Raw genomic sequence first — 17,180 nt, 5'->3', positions numbered from 1 at the left:
GGACATCATGAAAGCACTCGCCATCGCCGCCACCGGCATGAATGCCCAGCAGACCAACCTGGAAGTCATCGCCAACAACATCGCCAACATCAACACCACCGGCTACAAGCGTGCCCGCGCCGAATTCTCCGACCTGCTCTACCAGGTCGACCGCACGCAGGGCGTTCCCAACCGCGCCAATGCGTCTCTCGTTCCCGAGGGCGTTTCGATCGGCCTCGGTGTCAAGACGACGGCGGTGCGCAACGTGCACACCCAGGGCGAACTGACCAGCACGGGCAACAGTTTCGACCTCGCGCTCACCGGCCGCGGCTGGTTCCAGATCGAAGGCTCGGATGGCGGCACGCTCTACAGCCGCGCCGGCGCCCTCAACACCAACGCCACCGGCCAGCTGGTGACCGCCAATGGCGCCAACGTCATCCCGGCGATCACCGTTCCCGCCGATGCCGTGGAAGTGATCGTCAACAAGACCGGACAGGTCTTCGCACGCATCGACGGCCAGACCAATCTGCAGACGCTCGGCCAGCTGCAGATCGCCAACTTCGCCAATGAAGCGGGTCTGGCACCACTCGGCGACAACCTTTTCCAGGAAACGGCGGCCTCCGGCCCGGCCAATGTCGGCGTGCCCGGCGATCCAGGTTTCGCCACCATCCAGCAAGGGTATCTCGAAGCCTCCAACGTCGATCCGGTCAAGGAAATCACCGAGCTGATCTCGGCGCAGCGCGCCTATGAGATGAACTCCAAGGTCATCCAGGCGGCCGATGACATGGCGTCCGTCGTCTCCAAGAACATCAGGTAACGGATGATGATCCTGCCGATCTCCTGCTCCGCTTTCCCCCGCACCGCGCTCGTCCTCGCGCTGGTGGCTGGCGGCATGCCGGCTGTCGCCCAGGAATCGGCCGGACAGGCGGCTACTCAGATCGCCACCAACCAAGCCGCAGGCGAGGTCGTACTGATCCCCAATCGGGTCATCTACCCCGGTGAGTTGATCGAACTCGCCGCGCTGAAACCGGTGACCCTCATCCCTGGCAAGCACAAGCCGGATGCCGTCGCAACCCGCGCCGAGGAGCTCAATGGCAAGGTAGCCAAGCGCACTCTGCTGCCGGGCCGATACATACCGACCAGCGCCATCCGCGATGCTTGGCTGGTCGAGCAGGGCGCGGCAGTGCAGGTGTTTTTCACCGCCGGCACGCTGACCATCTCAGCCACCGCGGTCACGCTGCAGCCGGGTGCCGCCGGCGATCTCATCAAGGTCCGCAACAGTGACAGCGGCAAGATCCTGTCCGGCACGGTCATGGCCGACGGAACCATCCGGGTCAGCGCTTCATGAAACGTGGATTTGTCCTTGCGTTCGCGGCGCTGCTTGGACTGCAGCCGGCGCTGGCCGACGGCCTAACCCCCAAGGCGAAGCGCGAGCTTGCCGCGAGGGATGGCGGCGCGTTCAACGATCCGGAATACGATCCGGCGACCACCAACCGCATGTTCCGCGTCTCGTCCGGGCCAAGTTCGCTTCCACCCGGTCAGGTCGCGTCGCGCATCAAGGACATCGCGCAGCTGCAGAGCTCGCGTGACAACCAGCTTGTCGGCTACGGCCTGGTCATCGGTCTGGCGGGATCCGGTGACAGCCTGCGCAACTCGCCGTTCACCGAACAGTCGATCCGCGCCATGCTCGAAAATCTCGGCATCGCCACCGAGGGCGGCAGCGCCCGCGCCAAGAACGTCGCGGCCGTCATCGTCACCGCCAACATGCCGCCATACGTCCAGTCGGGCGCCCGCATAGACATCGACGTGTCCTCGATGGGCGACGCCACGTCGCTTTCCGGAGGCACGCTGATCATGACACCCTTAAAGGCCGCGGATGGCGAAATCTACGCCGTAGGCCAGGGTTCGGTCATCGTTTCCGGCTTCGTCGCCCAGGGCCAGGCCCAGCAACTGACGCAAGGCGTGCCGACGGCCGGTCGCGTGCCGAACGGCGCCATCGTCGAGCGCGCGGTCAAGGCTGAGTTCGACGACCAGGCGACGCTGACCCTGCAACTTCGCAATCCCGATTTCTCGACCGCAGTGCGCATCGCCGACGCCGTCAACGACTACACCAGCCAGCGCTTCGGCATGCGCGTGGCCGCGGAGCGCGACGCCCGCACAGTGCAGATCAGGCGGCCGAAGAACATTTCGGCTGCGCGCTTCTACGCCGAGATCGAGAACCTGGTGGTCGAAGCTGACGGGCCGGCCCGTGTCGTTATCGACGAGCGTACCGGAACCATCGTTATCGGCAATGACGTCAAGATCTCGCGGGTCGCCATCAGCCATGGCACGCTCACCGTGCGCATCACCGAAGCGCCGCGCGTCGTCCAGCCCGAGCCGTTCTCGAAAGGCCAGACCGCCGTCGAGCCGTTCACCGCCATCGATGCCTCCCGGCCGAACGGACGTGTCGCGGTGCTTGACGGCCCGGACCTCCAGACGCTGGTGTCCGGCCTCAATCGTCTCGGCGTCAAGCCGGACGGCATCATCGCCATCCTGCAAGGCATCAAATCGGCCGGCGCGCTGCAGGCCGACCTGGTTCTCCAATAGGCGACGCCGATGACCCCCTCCCTCCCTCACAAGCACCGTCGCCGCATTCCCTGGCTGGCCCTCGCCGCACCGGTGCTTGCCGCGACACTGTCCGTGGGCGCTCCCGCACGCGGCGAGGACACGGTCCGCCAGGTGCTGCCAGGAGCACAGCCCGCCGAGGCGCCGCAGCAATTGGCTCGCGAGACCAAGCCGGACGAAAGCGAGATCCAGCGCTTCTGTTCCAACATCGCCGATGCCGCGCGCGACCGCCGCTATGCCCTGCAGGCCGAGGAACTGAAACAGCTGCAGACAGGTATAGACCAGCGCATGAAGGCGCTCGAGGAAAAGCGGGCCGAATACGAGACATGGCTGAAGCGGCGCGAGGTCTTCCTGGCCCGCGCCCAGGACGGCATCGTCAAGATCTATGCCGACATGAAGCCCGATGCCGCGGCCGAACGCCTCGCGATCGTCAATGCCGACCTCGCGGCAGCCATCCTGATGAAGCTCGATTCGCGCAAGGCGGGGGTCATCCTCAACGAAATGGACCAGAAGGCGGCGGCCACGCTCACCGGCATCATGGCCAGCGCAGCCCGAAGGGAAGATCCGTCATGATCCGCAAAACGTTCATCCTGCTCGCTGTGACCATGCTGTCCGGCTGCGGCACCGACCTCAAGGAGGTCGGACGGGAACCGTCGCTGTCGCCGGTCGGGTCCGGAATAGGCGACGGCACAACCGGTTCGCTCTATCGCTATCCGCAGCCGCCGACGCCGCCGGTCAAGAAATTCTCGCTTTGGGACGACCGCCAGAGCCGGCTGTTCACCGATCCGCGCGCGCTGTCTCAGGGCGACATCCTGACCGTCAAGATCAAGATCAACGACAGGGCCAATTTCAAAAACCAGAACGACAGGAGCCGCACCGCCGACCGCAAGCTCGGCTTCGACATCAGCGCCCAATGGGATAAGGCAAGCACCGCCGGCAAGGGCTCGGGCGCTCTCAACTCCGCCACAGACACGACCGCCAACGGCGAGATCAAGCGGTCGGAAACGCTTGAGCTCAATGTCGCTGCCATCGTCACCGATGTTTTGCCGAACGGCAATCTGATGATCAGGGGCTCGCAAGAGGTGCGCGTCAACGCCGAGCTGCGGGTGCTGACCATCGCCGGCCTCGTACGCCCTGCCGACATTGGCGCCGAGAACACCATCCCTTACGAACGCATCGCCGAAGCGCGCATCTCCTATGGCGGGCGGGGCCGCATCACCGAGGTCCAGCAACCTGCCTACGGCCAGCAGATTCTCGACCAGGTCCTGCCGTTCTAGGCCCGGAGAACCCACCATGGCCAATGTCGAACAGGTTCAGCCCAGCAAGGGTCCTTCCCTTGTCATCCAGATCGCCATGCTCATGGCGGTGACGGCCGCCGCCATCGGCATGGGCTGGATGTCCGGAGGTTATCTCAAGGCGGCCCAGGGACCGGACGTTGTGCCGGCGGCCTCCGCAACCGAAGCCAAGCACACCGAAGGCGGGAAAGCCGAAGGTGGCAACGCACATGGCGCGGCTGGCGGACTGACGCTTGTCGCGCTTGCCCCGATCACCACGAACCTGGCCTCGCCGACCGACATGTGGATACGGCTCGAGGTCTCCGTGGTTTACGACGCACCACAGCCGCCCGCGCTTGCCGAGCAGATTCAGCAGGATCTCATGGCCTTCGTGCGCACCTTGAAGATGCATCAGATCGAAGGCGCCAGCGGCTATCAGCATCTGAAGGCCGACCTCGAGGAACGCGCCGCGATCCGCGGCGGCGGCCACGTCAAACAGGTTCTCATCAGGACATTGCTGCTCGAATGAGAAAGCTCCTCGTCGCCACCGCACTCATCGTCGCCGCCACCTCGGTCGCCGGCGCCCAGCAGCTGGACTTCGGCGGCATCGGCAAGGCCGATGGCACCACGGTCGGCTATATCATCCAGATGTTCGGCCTGCTCACCGTTCTCTCGGTGGCGCCGGGCCTGCTCATCATGGTGACGAGCTTCACCCGCTTCGTCATTGCCTTCTCGATCCTGCGCGCCGGCATCGGCCTGCAATCGACGCCGGCCAACCTGATCCTCATCTCACTGTCGCTGTTCATGACCTTCTATGTCATGGCGCCGACCTTCGATCAGGCGTGGAACACCGGCGTCAAGCCGCTGATGGACAACCAGATCAGCCAGACAGAAGCGTTCGAGAAGATATCGGACCCCTTCCGCACCTTCATGCTGCACAATGTGCGTGACAAGGATTTCGACCTTTTTGCCGACCTCGCGCGTGAACGCGGCCAGGTCGTCGCCAAGGAAACCGTCGATCTTCGCATCCTCGTGCCCGCCTTCATGATCTCCGAGATCCGGCGCGGTTTCGAGATCGGTTTCCTGATCGTCTTGCCGTTTCTGGTCATCGATCTCATCGTCGCCACCATCACCATGGCCATGGGCATGATGATGCTGCCGCCTACCGTCGTGTCGCTGCCCTTCAAGATCCTGTTCTTCGTCCTGATCGACGGCTGGAACCTGCTCGTCGGAAGCCTGGTGCGCTCCTTCACCTGACTGCCCTACCCTGATGCGGCATCTGGCCAGGGCGCGCCAAGCGCCCAGGTGGCGCATGGCGTCTGTGGTTCAAAGTTTTACGCAAGATATTTCCGGTTAACCCTCGGATTTAGTCCTTTGGTAGGAACTTGCCTGCATAGTCGCTGACAGATGGCGGGTGATCAAATTCAATGATCATTGGCATGATGCCGCACCGTCATACCGGAAAAGCCGGTATGAAAAAAAGACGTGTAAAATCAAGGTACGAGTACCATGTCCAGCATCATGACGAACACCGCCGCGTTGACGGCGCTGCAGAGCCTTAACGCCACCAGCAAATCCCTCCAGGAGACCCAGGCCCGCATCTCGACCGGCTACCGCGTCTCGCAGGCCTCGGACAACGCCGCCTACTGGTCGATCGCCACCACGATGCGCTCCGACAACCAGGCGATGTCCACCGTTTCGGACGCGCTCGGCCTCGGCGCTTCCAAGGTCGACACCGCCTACACCGGCATGAACAGCTCGATCGACACCCTCAACCAGATCAAGACGAAGCTGGTCGCGTCCTACGGCCAGACCGACGCCGACAAGGAAAAGACCCAGACCGAAATCGCCGCGCTTCAGAAGCAGTTGAAGTCCTACGCCGATGGCGCCACCTTCTCCGGCACCAACATGCTCTCCGTGTCGACCGCTTCGGGCACGGCAGCCGACGTCAAGATCGTTTCCGCCTTCAACCGCGATGCTTCCGGCGCGTCGTCGATCTCCACGATCGACGTCAATGTGGAAAGCATCAAGCTGTATGACAGCGGTGCCGCACCAACGGCGAAGGGCATTCTTGACGCGAACCGTCTCGGCAGCACCGGCGCCGCCGTTACCACCGCTGCGGTGAATCCGACCGCCGGCGCTGCTTCCGCGGCTGGCGACACCTACTCGGTCGCCACGCTGAAGGTCTACGACTCGGCCACGGGCAAAGGCTTCAGCGACTCGCAGATCGCGGACCAGATGAAGGTCGTCGACGCCGCGCTGAAGGACATGACGAACGCTGCCACCACGCTCGGCGCCGCCAAGAGCTCCGTCGACCTGCAGAAGACCTTCACCTCGAACCTGATGGACTCCATCGATCGCGGCGTCGGCCAGCTCGTCGATGCCGACATGAACAAGGAATCGACCCGTCTGCAGGCCCTGCAGGTCCAGCAGCAGCTCGGCGTCCAGGCACTGTCGATCGCCAACAGTTCCACGCAGTCGATCATGTCGCTCTTCCGCTAATCGCTCTTACCTATCACGAACAGCGCCAGAAAATCGGGCCGCGCCACAAGCGCGGCCCGATTTGCGTTTGCCTGCAGCAGATCGCCGGGGAAAGCTTGCCGGGCTTGACCCGGGCGTGCGCAACAGTCTGCGGATGCAGGTCCCGTCCGATCGCGTTGCACGAACCGGTCCCCGGCGCGACGCCCCAGGGCTCCCGCGGCCGAAGTAACGGATGCGAACGCTCGTCGCCTTAATCTTCAAAATACCGATTTTAATAGGCTGTTAACCATGTGGCGCTAGTCATGGTTAACGAATAGCTTACAACAGCTGGGCGAATCAGCCTCCCCAAGGCACGATGCCACTGTCGAACAGGCCTATCCGGGATTTTTGAGAAGGAGCGACTTTCTTGTCGAGCATCATGACCAACGCCGCGGCGTTGACCGCACTTCAAAGCCTCAACGCGACCAGCAAGTCGCTTGAGCAGACGCAAGCCCGCATCTCGACAGGCTACCGCGTCTCCCAGGCCTCGGACAACGCCGCCTATTGGTCGATCGCCACCACGATGCGCTCGGACAACCAGGCCCTGTCGACAGTACAAGACGCACTCGGCCTCGGCGCCTCGAAAGTCGATACCGCCTACACCGGCATGACCAATGTGCTGTCGACCATCAGCCAGATCAAGACCAAGCTGCTTTCGACCGTCGGCCAGACGGATGCTGCCAAGGCAAAGACGCAGACCGAAATCACGGCGCTCCAGGCACAGATGAAGTCCTTTGCCGATGCCGCTACCTTTTCCGGTTCGAATTTCCTTTCGGTGACGTCCACGCAGGTCGCCGCACCCAATGATGGCGTGCAGGCCGACGCCAAGATCGTCTCGTCGTTCAACCGCTCCTCATCCGGCGCCGTCCAGCTCGGGACGATCGATATCGATGTCGAGAGCACAAAGTTGTTCGATTCCGGACTTTCAACCGCCGTGAAGAACGCCGGCATTCTCGACCGCAAGACCTCCATCTATGCCACCGGGGCCGCCCAGACCCAGTATGACACCGCCTATGCGACCGCGATCGCCGGCGGTGCCACGGACCTCGCCGCCCACACCGCCGGCCTGGGCGCGGTGACCGGCACCGTCGCCAAGATCGACAACGTCTCCGCCTTCAACGTGGACATCACCGCACCCGGCGTTACCGACGACATCATCACGCAGATGGTCACCAAGATCGACAACGTCATGGGGCAGCTGACGAACTCCGCCACCATCCTTGGTTCGGCCAAGAGCAGCATCGACCTGCAGAAGACCTTCACCTCGAGCCTGATGGACTCCATCGATCGCGGCGTCGGCCAGCTCGTCGATGCCGACATGAACAAGGAATCGACCCGGCTCCAGGCTCTCCAGGTTCAGCAACAACTCGGGATCCAGTCCCTGTCGATCGCCAACAGCTCCTCGCAGTCGATCCTGTCGTTGTTCAAGGGCGGCTAAGGCGTCCAGGCTGACCAGCCGCCGTCTCTCTGACATCCGCAAGGCCGCGCTCCAAGCGCGGCCTTTTCGTTTCAGCCTATCATTTTCGCACAAGCTTCGGGGCCTAGTGTTCTGGCGGACGTTAACGCTGGGAGTGGTCGAATCGTGCCGGTACAAATCCAGAGCATCATCTCGAATCTCCAGGGGTTCGGCACAAAGCGCCTCGCCATGCTGGTCGGCATCGCCGTTCTGGTGATGGGCGTCATCGGCTTGGCTTCGGTCTATCTCAATCGCCCAGCCTACGACACGCTCTATGTCGGGCTCGATCGCGCCGACGTGAACCAGATCGGCCTGGTGCTGGGCGAGGCAGGTCTCGGCTTCGACGTCGGCGCTGACGGAACCTCGGTTCTGGTGCCAGCCGGCACCACCGCGCAGGCGCGCATGCTGCTTGCCGAAAAGGGCCTGCCGACCAGCGCCAATGCCGGGTATGAACTGTTCGACAATGTCGGCTCGCTCGGCCTCACCTCCTTCATGCAGCAGATCACCCGGGTGCGCGCGCTGGAGGGCGAGATCGCCCGCACCATCCAGTCGATCTCGGGCATCAAGGCCGCGCGCGTCCACATCGTCATGTCCGAGCGCGCCAATTTCCGCCGCGACGAGCAACAGCCCTCCGCCTCCGTGGTTATCCGTTACGCCGGCATCGACGCCGAGAAGAGCGCGATGTCGATCCGCCATCTTGTCTCCGCCGCCGTGCCCGGCCTGTCCGCCGACAAGGTCACCGTGCTCGATTCCAACGGCAATCTTCTGGCCGCCGGTGACGACCCGTCCAACACCAGTGCCGCCCGCACGCTTGGCGTCGAGCAGACCGTCGAGGCGCAGATCGGCGACAACATCCGCCGCGCCCTTGCACCCTATCTCGGCCCTGACAATTTCCGCGCCAGCGTCAAGGCCGACGTCAACACCGACACCCGCCAGACCGAGGAAACGATCTTTGATCCGAATTCCCGTGTCGAACGCTCGGTGCAGTCGGTGCGCAACAATGAAAATAGCAATCAGAAGCAGGCATCCATTCCGACCAGCGTCGAGCAGAACATGCCTGAAACCCAGGCGACCAGCACCGAGGGGCCGCAGTCTTCCTCGCAGAACGATCGCAAGGAAGAGATCACCAATTACGAGATCAATTCAAAGAAGATCGCCACCGTTTCCAACGGCTACACCGTCACCAAGATGTCGATCGCAGTGGTCGTCAACCAGCAGCGCCTGGCGTCGATCCTCGGCAAGGATGCCACCCCCGAACAGATCGCCAAGCGCGTGGCCGAAATCCAGAAGATGGTGACGTCGGCCACCGGCTTCGACGAGAAGCGCGGTGACATCATCGACGTCTCGGCGGTCGAGTTCATCGACGGACTGGATGGCGAGGCACTTCCGCAAGTGGGCATGCTCGATTCGGTCGGTCAACATGCCGGCACGCTCATCAACGCCGGCGCCTTCATCGTTGTGGTGTTCATGGTCGCGTTCTTCGGCCTCAGGCCGATGGCCGCCGCGCTGACGGCGAAGGCGACGCCGGCCATAGCCGGCCCCAACTTCGACGAAGTCCAGCGTTCCTTGCCCACGCCGGATGCCACGGCCTCGGTCGACGGGCCCGCCACCGTCGGCACCTTGCCGGGTTCGCGCCCCGGTGGTCCCACGCCGCTCGACGATCTTCGCCAGAAGATCAGGCCGGCGCCGCAGGAGCGGCTCGCCCGCATGGTTGACCTCAATGAGGAGCGCACCGCGCAGATCCTGCGCAAATGGGCGGCCCAGGAAGTCGCGGCCTAAGCCATGCCCTCAGCCGCCCTCTTCGACCTGCTGCCAGACTTCGGCGCGCGTGCCCAGCACAGCGTCCAGCCCAAGGCGACGGCCGAACCCGACATCAGGCAGGATACGCCGACGCCACAGGCCGATATCGGCGCGCTCATCGCGGAAGCGGTCGCCGTCGCCGAGGCCGAGCTCGAAGAGCGCCTTACGGCGGCGCACAAAGCAGAGCTTGATGCCGAGCGCCAGGCCAATGCCGACGAGGCGAGGACGTTTCTCGAAGGCATTGGCGACGATGTCGGCAAGACGGTCGCCCTGCGCATCGAGATGATGGAAGCGCGCGTGACCGAGCTTGTCGCCGCCACGGTCGCCCGTGTGATCGGCGGCATCGTCAGCGACGACCTTCAGAAACGCTCGCTTGAAGCGCTCGCCCGTTCGATCCACGAGGCCGTGGGTGATTCCGAGGCGGTGCGCGTCGGCGTGCGCGGACCGCTTTCGCTGTTCGAAACACTGCAGGCAGCACTGGGTCCCCGCGCCGCCAATCTCGACTTTGTCGAAGCATCCGGTTTCGATCTCACCGTCACCATCGACGAGGCCGTGTTCGAAACACGCATGGCCGAATGGTCGGCAACCCTCTCCGAGGCACTGTCATGAGCATAGCCGCGGCCGGGGAACACAGGCACGAGATCATCATCGTCAAGCGTAGTCACGACGATCACGACGACGCTCACCATGGCGGTGTCTGGAAGATCGCCTTCGCCGATTTCATGACCGCGATGATGTGCTTCTTCCTGGTGATGTGGCTGATCAACGCCGCCAACGAGCAAACCAAGTCAGCCGTCGCCAGCTATTTCAATCCGGTCAAGCTGGTCGATCGCAATTCGAGCCGTAGGGGCCTTCAGGATCTTGGCGATGGTCCGCGCTCGGTCGGACTGACGGCCGACGCCCCGCAAGAAGCCGCCAGCAAGGCCGGCCAGGAAGGCGTGGGTGGCGCGGGCTCCTCGGAAAAGACGCAGGACAAGCAGGCGCCGCAAAAAACCGAACGCACCGACGAGCGTCTGTTCGCCGATCCCTATGCGGTCCTGTCGGAGATCGCCACCGATACCGGCGTCATGCAGAACATCAGTCAGCGCGGCGATGGCGGCGCGCAGAATGCCGGTCCGGCGACCGGCGCATCCGGCGGCGCCTCCTATCGCGATCCCTTCGAACCGGATTTCTGGTCGCAGCAGGTGGCATCGCCTGGTGCCGAAGCAAGTGCGGAACGCGTGAAGATCGACGGCGATCCGGTCAAGCCGGGCGACAAGGCCGCCGACAGCCAGGTTCCCAAAGTCAAGGCCGTGCCGCCCATGTCGCGGCTCATGGCCGCGCCGCTCGAGCCCCTGGCCAAAACCGAACCGGACGCAACCGCAGCGAAAACGGCGATGACGAAGGCCGGCGATGGCAAGACCGCCGAGGCCAAGACCGCCGATACCAAGGCTGCCGATGCCAAGGCCGGCGATACCGCCGGGGCGGAGGCGTCGGCCAAGCCCGATGCGCGCGATGGCGATGCCCCCGATCGCGATGTCAAGGACAAGGCTCCTGCCGCCGCGGCGATGAAGGCGGCCGCCGAAGTGCGCCAACAGCTCAACGATGCCTTCAAGCCGGGCGACAAGCTGCATGATGGTGTCTCGGTCGAGGCCACCGACAAGGGCGTCGTCATCTCGATCACCGACCGGCTCGATTTCGGCATGTTCGAGATCGGCTCGGCCGTGCCCAGCCGCGAACTGGTGCTGGCGATGGAAAAGATCGGCCGCATCGTCAACAGCCAGAAGGGCACCATCAGCATCAATGGCCACACCGACGCCCGGCCATTCCGCGGCGACACCTACGACAATTGGCGGCTGTCGACGGCCCGTGCGCATTCGGCCTACTACATGCTGGTGCGCGGCGGCGTCGACGAGCGCCGCATCACCGAGGTCGCCGGCTTTGCCGACCGCCAGCCGAAGGATCCAGCCAATCCGATGGCCGCCGCCAATCGCCGCATCGAGATCCTGATGGCGACCGGCGGATGAGGCGCGCCGTCCTCCATCGCATGATTGGCCTGCTCCTGCTGGCGGCAGGGAATCCGTCGGTCGGCTTCGCGCAGGACGCATTGCAGCCCTATCAGCTGGTGCGCTCGCTGCAGCTCGTTCAGGACCGCATCGCGGCTGGCGACCACGCCGCCATGCCGATGCAGGCCAAGCTGCTGGAGATGGTGGACGCGCGCCTGCGCGACACGGGTGCGGATGATTTCAAGGATCCCAGGAACTTCCGCGCGCTTCTGGTCTACGGCATGAGCGGTGGCAACCCGCTCACCGTCGAGACGGCCGTGTCGCGCGCCACCGTGGCGCCCGAGGAACTGGCCATCGCCAAGGGTGTCATCAGCTATCTGAACGGACGTCCCGCCGATGCCATCGAAACGCTGCGGCCGATAGACCCGATGACGCTGCCGAGCGACCTTGGCGCCTTCCTGGCCTTGGTCAAGGGCTCCTTGCTCAGCGGAGAAGAGCCGGCCGCCGCACTGGTCCTGCTCGACGAAGCAAGGCTGCTCAGCCCGGGCACGCTGGTCGAGGAGGCGGCGTTGCGCCGCTCGGTCGGCATCGCCGCGATGCAGGGCGATGCCGCGCGCTTCGCGCTTGCCTCGACCCAGTATGTCGAGCGCTACCTCTATTCGCCCTATGCCAGCCAGTTCGCCGATTCCTTCGTCTCCGGCGTCGTCGCGCTGCATATGTCGATCAGCCAGGACAAGCTCGGCGACATCACCTCGATGATGGATCCAGAGCGCGAGAAGGTGATCTATCTCCGCATCGCCCGGCGCGCCGCGATCGACGGCCTGAACGACCTCTCGGCCTTCGCCGCGGCGCGGGCCGAGAGGGGTCGCGACGGCATCGGCAACCAGGATGATCCACGCGCCCTGCTCTACGCCAGCCTTTCCACCGTGACATCGGGCACTGTCGACGACGTCCACGCCAAGCTCGACCGGATCGACCGCGGCAAACTGTCGGATGGTGACCGTGCTCTGCTGGATGCTGCCCGCGCCATTGCTGGCGAACTGGTCGCGCCGCCTGCCGCCCTGCCCGCCAGGAAGCCGGCCTTCGCCGCCGTCGAACAGCCCCCCGCGGTCGAAAACCCCAGTGCCCAACCCTCCGGCCAACAGACATCCGACGAGGCTGGGCTGCCCCTGGTCGAAGGCGCGATGCCCGAACAGTCGACCGCCCCGGCATCCGGCGAACCCGCCGCCAGCATGTCCAACGCAACGGCCGTCGCCGCGGCCGCCTCGGATGGGGCGGCTGCCTTGCCTGCTTCAGCACCGGCGCCAGCGACCGGCCTGAACCCCTCCGACCCGACCGATGCCGCCATGATCAAGGCGCGTCGGCAGCTCGATTTGATTGACCAGATGCTTGGAGCCGCCCCCAGATGACCACCAGCGTCGGCCCCTCCTTGCCGGGATTTGTTTCCACGCGCGCCGCCTCGGAGCAGCCTGCCGCTGGCGGAAAAACCGCGGATACGGGCTTCAGCGACATGCTGCATAGCACCGGAAAACAGGCCCGGCCGGAAAAGCAGACCGCAAGCGAAACCACGTCGCGTGACCCGCGCTGGGGCAAGCCTGCTTCCTCGGGCCATGCTGAAGCCGACAGCAAGGACGAACCGGCACCCGCAGATCCGCGAAAGATCTCGTCGGCGAAATTGCTCCTTCTGAAGGCCGCCAAGGAAAGTGCGGCGGGTCCCGCGTCCGGCAAGGAAGCCGACGATGCCGGAACTGGGGACGCGGCGACCGGCGCATCATCGCTTCAGGATCATCTGCCGCTGCTGATGGCGCTTCACGATCTGCGTCAATTCTCCGCCTCGGCCAAATCCGACAAAACAGTGACTGGCGACGGCACCGGGAACCCGGCAGTGCTTGACGCCCAGGCCCCGTTGTCGAAGCGATACCGGTCAACGACCGATGCGGGGAAGGCCCTCGGGCTGGAGGCCCGCTCCGAGCGAGGCTCGACAGCCGCCGAACAGGCGCCACAGCAACCCGACGGCGTCAAGTTGCCCGCCGGTCCGATGAAGCATGACGACAGCCTGACATTCGGTTCGCCGCTGAAGAGCGCGGCGGACGATGCGGCTCCCCAATCGAAGCCCTCCTCGCTGCCGGTCAAGAGCCTCGATGAGGCCCTGTCCTCGGTACGGCCGGAGGCAGGAAAACAGGCCTCTTCGGCAAACCGTGTCGAGGTGATTTCCGAGCGGAGTTTCCCGGCGCCGGCGCAGAACCCGATGAGCCAGGCGGCGGCGACCGTGATCGACGCGATCAAGGCCGACAGCGGCGTTCGGCAGGCATTTTCAAGCACCCCGGCGACGCCGGTCTTAACCCCCTCTGTTGCCCCTTCGGCACACATATTGAAGATCGAACTTCACCCGGCGGAACTCGGCATGGTCACCGCCAGTTTGCGCCTTTCCGGAGAGCAACTTTCGATTGAACTGAAGCCTCAAACCCAGGAGGCCTATCGCCGGCTCGCCTCCGACAGCGAGGCCATCGTCAAGTCGCTGCGCGGTCTGGGTTTCGAGGTCGACAAGGTTACGATCCTGCAACCCTCGATAGCAGTCCCTGCCGCCACCCGCAGCGATTCCAGTGTCACCCCACAAGCAATGATGGGCCGCGACGGCTCATCCTTTCAGTCCGGTAATTCGGGTGGCAACAATGACGGCGCCGCCGGCCAGCAGTCGGGAAGGAACCGTAACAATGATCTGCAAGAATTCGGCCGCCCCGCTTCGCCTGCTCGCGAGCGCGCTGGCGGCGATATGTTTATCTAGCCTCGAGGCCAGCGCGGCAAAGGCCGCCGCCAACCCTTGCGAGCCGGAGATCCTGCGCGCAGCCGATCGCTATGGCGTACCCGCGGGCATTCTCTACGCCGTCGGTCTTGCCGAAACGGGAAGGAAGGGCAGCCTTCAACCTAACGCCATGAATATAGAAGGAAAAGCTGTCTTCCCGAAGAGCCGGGGCGAGGCGCTTGCCGCCTTCGAGGCGGCCCGTCGTGACGGCAAGACGCTGATCGATCTCGGCTGCATGCAGATCAACCACCACTACCACGCATCACATTTTCGCAGCGTCGAGGACATGCTCGATCCGCGTCAGAATGTCGACTACGCGGCCCGTTTCCTGGCCAGTCTCCATGCCCGCCACGAAACCTGGTCGATGGCGGTCGCCCGCTACCATGCCGGTCCGGACAACGACCCGGCGCAAAAGATCTATGTCTGCCGCGTCATCGCCAACATGGTCGCCACCGGCTTTGGAAAATGGACTTCCAACGCCCGCGCCTTCTGCAACCCATAGCTGCTTTCGTCCTCGCGAATATGCGTCCCGTTCCGCGCCTCCAGCGACATTCCTGGATGAGTCACTCGATCCTTGGCCAGCAGGCACGAGCGCACGCCAATGCAACCAACACGATTCCCGACTCCCAAGAAACTAGCTACAAGAAATGATGGTTGTTCAGGATTCCCGCCAGCGGCTACCCCTTTCGGCACGGAGCAGATGATCTGATTCGGAGGCGGGGCCGATGATTGTTATTGTTGACGAGCGAGAGCTCGTAACCGAAGGCTATAATTCACTTTTCGACCGGGAGGGCGTCGCCTGCGCGGGCTTCGCGCCCGGCGAATTCGGCGAATGGGTAAGCTCGGCGGCGGATACCGACTTGAAGTCGGTGCGGGCCTTCCTCATTGGCGATTGCCGGGAAGGCTCCATCTCACCCCGCCAGATCCGTGACCGCACCGGCGCCCCGGTCATCGCCTTGAGCGAGCAGCACTCGCTGGAAAACACGCTGCGGCTGTTCGAGAGCGGCGTCGACGACGTCATCCGCAAGCCTGTCCACATCCGCGAGATCCTGGCCCGCATCACCGCCATCCGCCGCCGCGCGCAGGAAGACGTCTCCTATACCGAGATCGGTGCCATGCGCATCTTCATGGACGGCCGCGACCCGGAAATCGACGGCCAGCCGCTGCCCTTGCCGCGCCGCGAACGCCGTATCCTCGAATACCTCGCGAGCAATCGCGGACGCCGCGTCACCAAGACCCAGGTGTTCAATGCCATCTACGGAATCTTCGACGAAGAGGTCGAGGAGAACGTGGTCGAGAGCCATATCAGCAAGCTGCGCAAGAAGCTGCGTGAGAAGCTCGGCGCCGACCCCATCGATTCCAAGCGGTTCCTCGGTTACCGGCTCGTTTTCTGATGCGCTGGAACCGCCTTTGCGCCAGCTTCGCGCAAGACACAAAACGTAGCCTCGTGGCCAGTGGCCAAAGCACTGAGGAGACCTGTCGATGAGCCTGTACGGAATGATGCGGACCGGCGTTTCCGGTATGAACGCCCAGGCAAACCGCCTGTCCGCCGTTGCGGATAACATCGCCAACTCCGATACCACGGGGTACAAGCGGTCCTCCGCCGAGTTTTCGACGCTGGTCATGCCAAACACCAGCGGCGCCTACAATTCGGGCGGCGTCAACACGACGATCCGCACCTCGGTCAGTGCGCAGGGCGTGCTCCAGTATACAACTTCGGTTTCCGACCTGGCTGTGAATGGAGACGGCTTCTTCGTCGTCCAGAATGCCAACGGAACGCCGTTCCTGACGCGCGCCGGCTCCTTTGTTCCCGATGCCCAGGGCCGGCTGGTCAACGCGGCTGGCTACCAGCTGATGGCCTACAGCTATGCCAACGGCGTTCCGGCTGCCACGGCCAACGGTTTCGAGGGCCTGGTGCCTGTGCAGATATCCGATCAGGGAATGACGGCGACGCCCAGCACCGCCGGCTATTTCAACGGAAATCTCCCGGCCGGCGCAACCCCGGTCGCAGCCGGCAGCCTGCCGTCGGGCAACAGCGCGACCTCGCAATACACATCGAAAACCTCGATGGTCGCCTACGACAATCTGGGCAACAAGGTGCTGCTCGACGTCTATTTCACCAAGACCGGCAACGGCACCTGGGAGGCCGCGGTCTTCGATCAGTCCAAGGCCACACCGGGCACCGGCTTCCCCTATGCGGGTGGCGCTCTTGGCACGGCCGACCTGACATTCGACACCACGACCGGCAAGCTCACCGGCACGACCACCGGCGTTTCGCTTACCGTGCCGAACGGCGCCAGTCTCAATATCGACCTGTCCAAGCTGACCCAGCTCGGCGGCAGCTTCAGCGTCACCGACGCACAGGTCAACGGCAACGCGCCGAGCGCCATCGACAAGGTGCAGATCGGCTCGGACGGCACCATCTACGCGCAGTACAAGGACGGCTCGTCGAAGGCGCTCTACAAGATTCCGCTGGCCGATGTTCAGAGCCCCGACCAGCTCACCGCGCTGCCGGGCAACGTGTATTCGCAGAGCACCGATTCCGGCACCGTTCGCATCGGCTTCGCCAATCAGGGCAAGCTCGGAGCCATCGTTTCCGGCGCGCTCGAGAATTCCAATGTCGATATTGCCGAGGAACTCACCAACATGATCGCGGCGCAGCGCAGCTACACCGCCAATTCGAAAGTCTTCCAGACCGGTTCCGACCTGATGGACGTCCTTGTCAACCTGAAGAGATAAACCGGGCGCCGCCCGTGAAG

At 64.0% G+C, this 17,180-nt stretch carries 17 protein-coding genes; all 17 read left to right on the top strand.

What is annotated here, in order from left to right; translation table 11 throughout:
- Window positions 1-7: 7 nt before the first annotated feature.
- The 17 genes from flgG (at window position 8) to ABVQ20_RS26215 (ending at window position 17,160) form a co-directional block, all read left to right on the top strand.
- Window positions 8-796, top strand: coding sequence for a flagellar basal-body rod protein FlgG (gene flgG, locus ABVQ20_RS26295; protein WP_354462576.1), 789 nt, complete (start codon window positions 8-10; stop codon window positions 794-796).
- Between the two features lie 6 nt (window positions 797-802).
- Window positions 803-1,327, top strand: coding sequence for a flagellar basal body P-ring formation chaperone FlgA (gene flgA, locus ABVQ20_RS26290; RefSeq protein ID WP_354462575.1), 525 nt, complete (start codon window positions 803-805; stop codon window positions 1,325-1,327).
- On the top strand, window positions 1,324-2,565 hold the full coding sequence (locus tag ABVQ20_RS26285; protein WP_435528431.1) for a flagellar basal body P-ring protein FlgI: 1,242 nt from the start codon (window positions 1,324-1,326) through the stop codon (window positions 2,563-2,565). Before flgA ends, ABVQ20_RS26285 begins: the two co-directional genes overlap by 4 nt.
- Window positions 2,566-2,574: 9 nt before the next feature.
- On the top strand, window positions 2,575-3,156 hold the full coding sequence (locus tag ABVQ20_RS26280; RefSeq protein WP_354462574.1) for a MotE family protein: 582 nt from the start codon (window positions 2,575-2,577) through the stop codon (window positions 3,154-3,156).
- The gene (flgH, locus tag ABVQ20_RS26275; RefSeq protein ID WP_354462573.1) at window positions 3,153-3,860 is read left to right on the top strand and encodes a flagellar basal body L-ring protein FlgH; all 708 of its coding nucleotides are present in this window, start codon (window positions 3,153-3,155) and stop codon (window positions 3,858-3,860) included. Before ABVQ20_RS26280 ends, flgH begins: the two co-directional genes overlap by 4 nt.
- 16 nt (window positions 3,861-3,876) lie before the next feature.
- Window positions 3,877-4,386, top strand: coding sequence for a flagellar basal body-associated FliL family protein (locus ABVQ20_RS26270; protein ID WP_354462572.1), 510 nt, complete (start codon window positions 3,877-3,879; stop codon window positions 4,384-4,386).
- A complete protein-coding gene (fliP, locus tag ABVQ20_RS26265) occupies window positions 4,383-5,114 on the top strand; it encodes a flagellar type III secretion system pore protein FliP (protein ID WP_354462571.1) in 732 nt (243 codons plus the stop codon). The genes ABVQ20_RS26270 and fliP overlap by 4 nt, the downstream gene beginning before the upstream one ends.
- Window positions 5,115-5,366: 252 nt before the next feature.
- Complete coding sequence (locus ABVQ20_RS26260) at window positions 5,367-6,359, top strand: flagellin N-terminal helical domain-containing protein (RefSeq protein ID WP_354462570.1); 993 nt, start codon at window positions 5,367-5,369, stop codon at window positions 6,357-6,359.
- A gap of 385 nt (window positions 6,360-6,744) precedes the next feature.
- Window positions 6,745-7,815, top strand: a complete 1,071-nt coding sequence (locus ABVQ20_RS26255) for a flagellin N-terminal helical domain-containing protein (protein WP_354462569.1) — start codon at window positions 6,745-6,747, stop codon at window positions 7,813-7,815.
- A gap of 144 nt (window positions 7,816-7,959) precedes the next feature.
- On the top strand, window positions 7,960-9,612 hold the full coding sequence (fliF, locus tag ABVQ20_RS26250; protein ID WP_354462568.1) for a flagellar basal-body MS-ring/collar protein FliF: 1,653 nt from the start codon (window positions 7,960-7,962) through the stop codon (window positions 9,610-9,612).
- Window positions 9,613-9,615: 3 nt separating this feature from the next.
- Window positions 9,616-10,242 carry a hypothetical protein gene (locus tag ABVQ20_RS26245; protein ID WP_354462567.1) on the top strand — a complete coding sequence of 209 codons (627 nt, stop codon included), beginning with the start codon at window positions 9,616-9,618 and terminating at the stop codon, window positions 10,240-10,242.
- On the top strand, window positions 10,239-11,639 hold the full coding sequence (locus ABVQ20_RS26240) for a MotB family protein (RefSeq protein WP_354462566.1): 1,401 nt from the start codon (window positions 10,239-10,241) through the stop codon (window positions 11,637-11,639). The genes ABVQ20_RS26245 and ABVQ20_RS26240 overlap by 4 nt, the downstream gene beginning before the upstream one ends.
- On the top strand, window positions 11,636-13,027 hold the full coding sequence (locus tag ABVQ20_RS26235; RefSeq protein ID WP_354462565.1) for a MotC family chemotaxis protein: 1,392 nt from the start codon (window positions 11,636-11,638) through the stop codon (window positions 13,025-13,027). Before ABVQ20_RS26240 ends, ABVQ20_RS26235 begins: the two co-directional genes overlap by 4 nt.
- Entirely contained in the window at window positions 13,024-14,403 is a 1,380-nt protein-coding gene (gene fliK / locus ABVQ20_RS26230) for a flagellar hook-length control protein FliK (RefSeq protein WP_354462564.1), read from the top strand. The genes ABVQ20_RS26235 and fliK overlap by 4 nt, the downstream gene beginning before the upstream one ends.
- Window positions 14,333-14,923, top strand: coding sequence for a transglycosylase SLT domain-containing protein (locus ABVQ20_RS26225; protein ID WP_354462563.1), 591 nt, complete (start codon window positions 14,333-14,335; stop codon window positions 14,921-14,923). The genes fliK and ABVQ20_RS26225 overlap by 71 nt, the downstream gene beginning before the upstream one ends.
- Before the next feature lie 223 nt (window positions 14,924-15,146).
- Window positions 15,147-15,815 (top strand): response regulator transcription factor, encoded by a 669-nt coding sequence (locus ABVQ20_RS26220; protein WP_354462562.1) that lies wholly within the window; start codon window positions 15,147-15,149, stop codon window positions 15,813-15,815.
- Window positions 15,816-15,903: 88 nt separating this feature from the next.
- Window positions 15,904-17,160: a flagellar hook protein FlgE gene (locus ABVQ20_RS26215; RefSeq protein ID WP_354462561.1), complete on the top strand. Its 1,257-nt coding sequence runs from the start codon at window positions 15,904-15,906 to the stop codon at window positions 17,158-17,160.
- Window positions 17,161-17,180: the final 20 nt, after the last annotated feature.

Origin of the sequence: Mesorhizobium shangrilense (assembly GCF_040537815.1) — a bacterium.
In the GTDB taxonomy this organism is placed as follows: Bacteria; Pseudomonadota; Alphaproteobacteria; order Rhizobiales; family Rhizobiaceae; genus Mesorhizobium; species Mesorhizobium shangrilense.
Note: the sequence above shows the minus strand (reverse complement) of the source record. Positions and strands in the feature narration are given on the sequence as shown.

Coding starts and splice junctions, on each gene's coding strand:
- flgG (WP_354462576.1), top strand. CDS start 8: ATGAAAGCACTCGCCATCGCCGCCACCGGCATGAATGCCCAGCAGACC.
- flgA (WP_354462575.1), top strand. CDS start 803: ATGATCCTGCCGATCTCCTGCTCCGCTTTCCCCCGCACCGCGCTCGTC.
- ABVQ20_RS26285 (WP_435528431.1), top strand. CDS start 1,324: ATGAAACGTGGATTTGTCCTTGCGTTCGCGGCGCTGCTTGGACTGCAG.
- ABVQ20_RS26280 (WP_354462574.1), top strand. CDS start 2,575: ATGACCCCCTCCCTCCCTCACAAGCACCGTCGCCGCATTCCCTGGCTG.
- flgH (WP_354462573.1), top strand. CDS start 3,153: ATGATCCGCAAAACGTTCATCCTGCTCGCTGTGACCATGCTGTCCGGC.
- ABVQ20_RS26270 (WP_354462572.1), top strand. CDS start 3,877: ATGGCCAATGTCGAACAGGTTCAGCCCAGCAAGGGTCCTTCCCTTGTC.
- fliP (WP_354462571.1), top strand. CDS start 4,383: ATGAGAAAGCTCCTCGTCGCCACCGCACTCATCGTCGCCGCCACCTCG.
- ABVQ20_RS26260 (WP_354462570.1), top strand. CDS start 5,367: ATGTCCAGCATCATGACGAACACCGCCGCGTTGACGGCGCTGCAGAGC.
- ABVQ20_RS26245 (WP_354462567.1), top strand. CDS start 9,616: ATGCCCTCAGCCGCCCTCTTCGACCTGCTGCCAGACTTCGGCGCGCGT.
- ABVQ20_RS26240 (WP_354462566.1), top strand. CDS start 10,239: ATGAGCATAGCCGCGGCCGGGGAACACAGGCACGAGATCATCATCGTC.
- ABVQ20_RS26235 (WP_354462565.1), top strand. CDS start 11,636: ATGAGGCGCGCCGTCCTCCATCGCATGATTGGCCTGCTCCTGCTGGCG.
- fliK (WP_354462564.1), top strand. CDS start 13,024: ATGACCACCAGCGTCGGCCCCTCCTTGCCGGGATTTGTTTCCACGCGC.
- ABVQ20_RS26225 (WP_354462563.1), top strand. CDS start 14,333: ATGATCTGCAAGAATTCGGCCGCCCCGCTTCGCCTGCTCGCGAGCGCG.
- ABVQ20_RS26220 (WP_354462562.1), top strand. CDS start 15,147: ATGATTGTTATTGTTGACGAGCGAGAGCTCGTAACCGAAGGCTATAAT.
- ABVQ20_RS26215 (WP_354462561.1), top strand. CDS start 15,904: ATGAGCCTGTACGGAATGATGCGGACCGGCGTTTCCGGTATGAACGCC.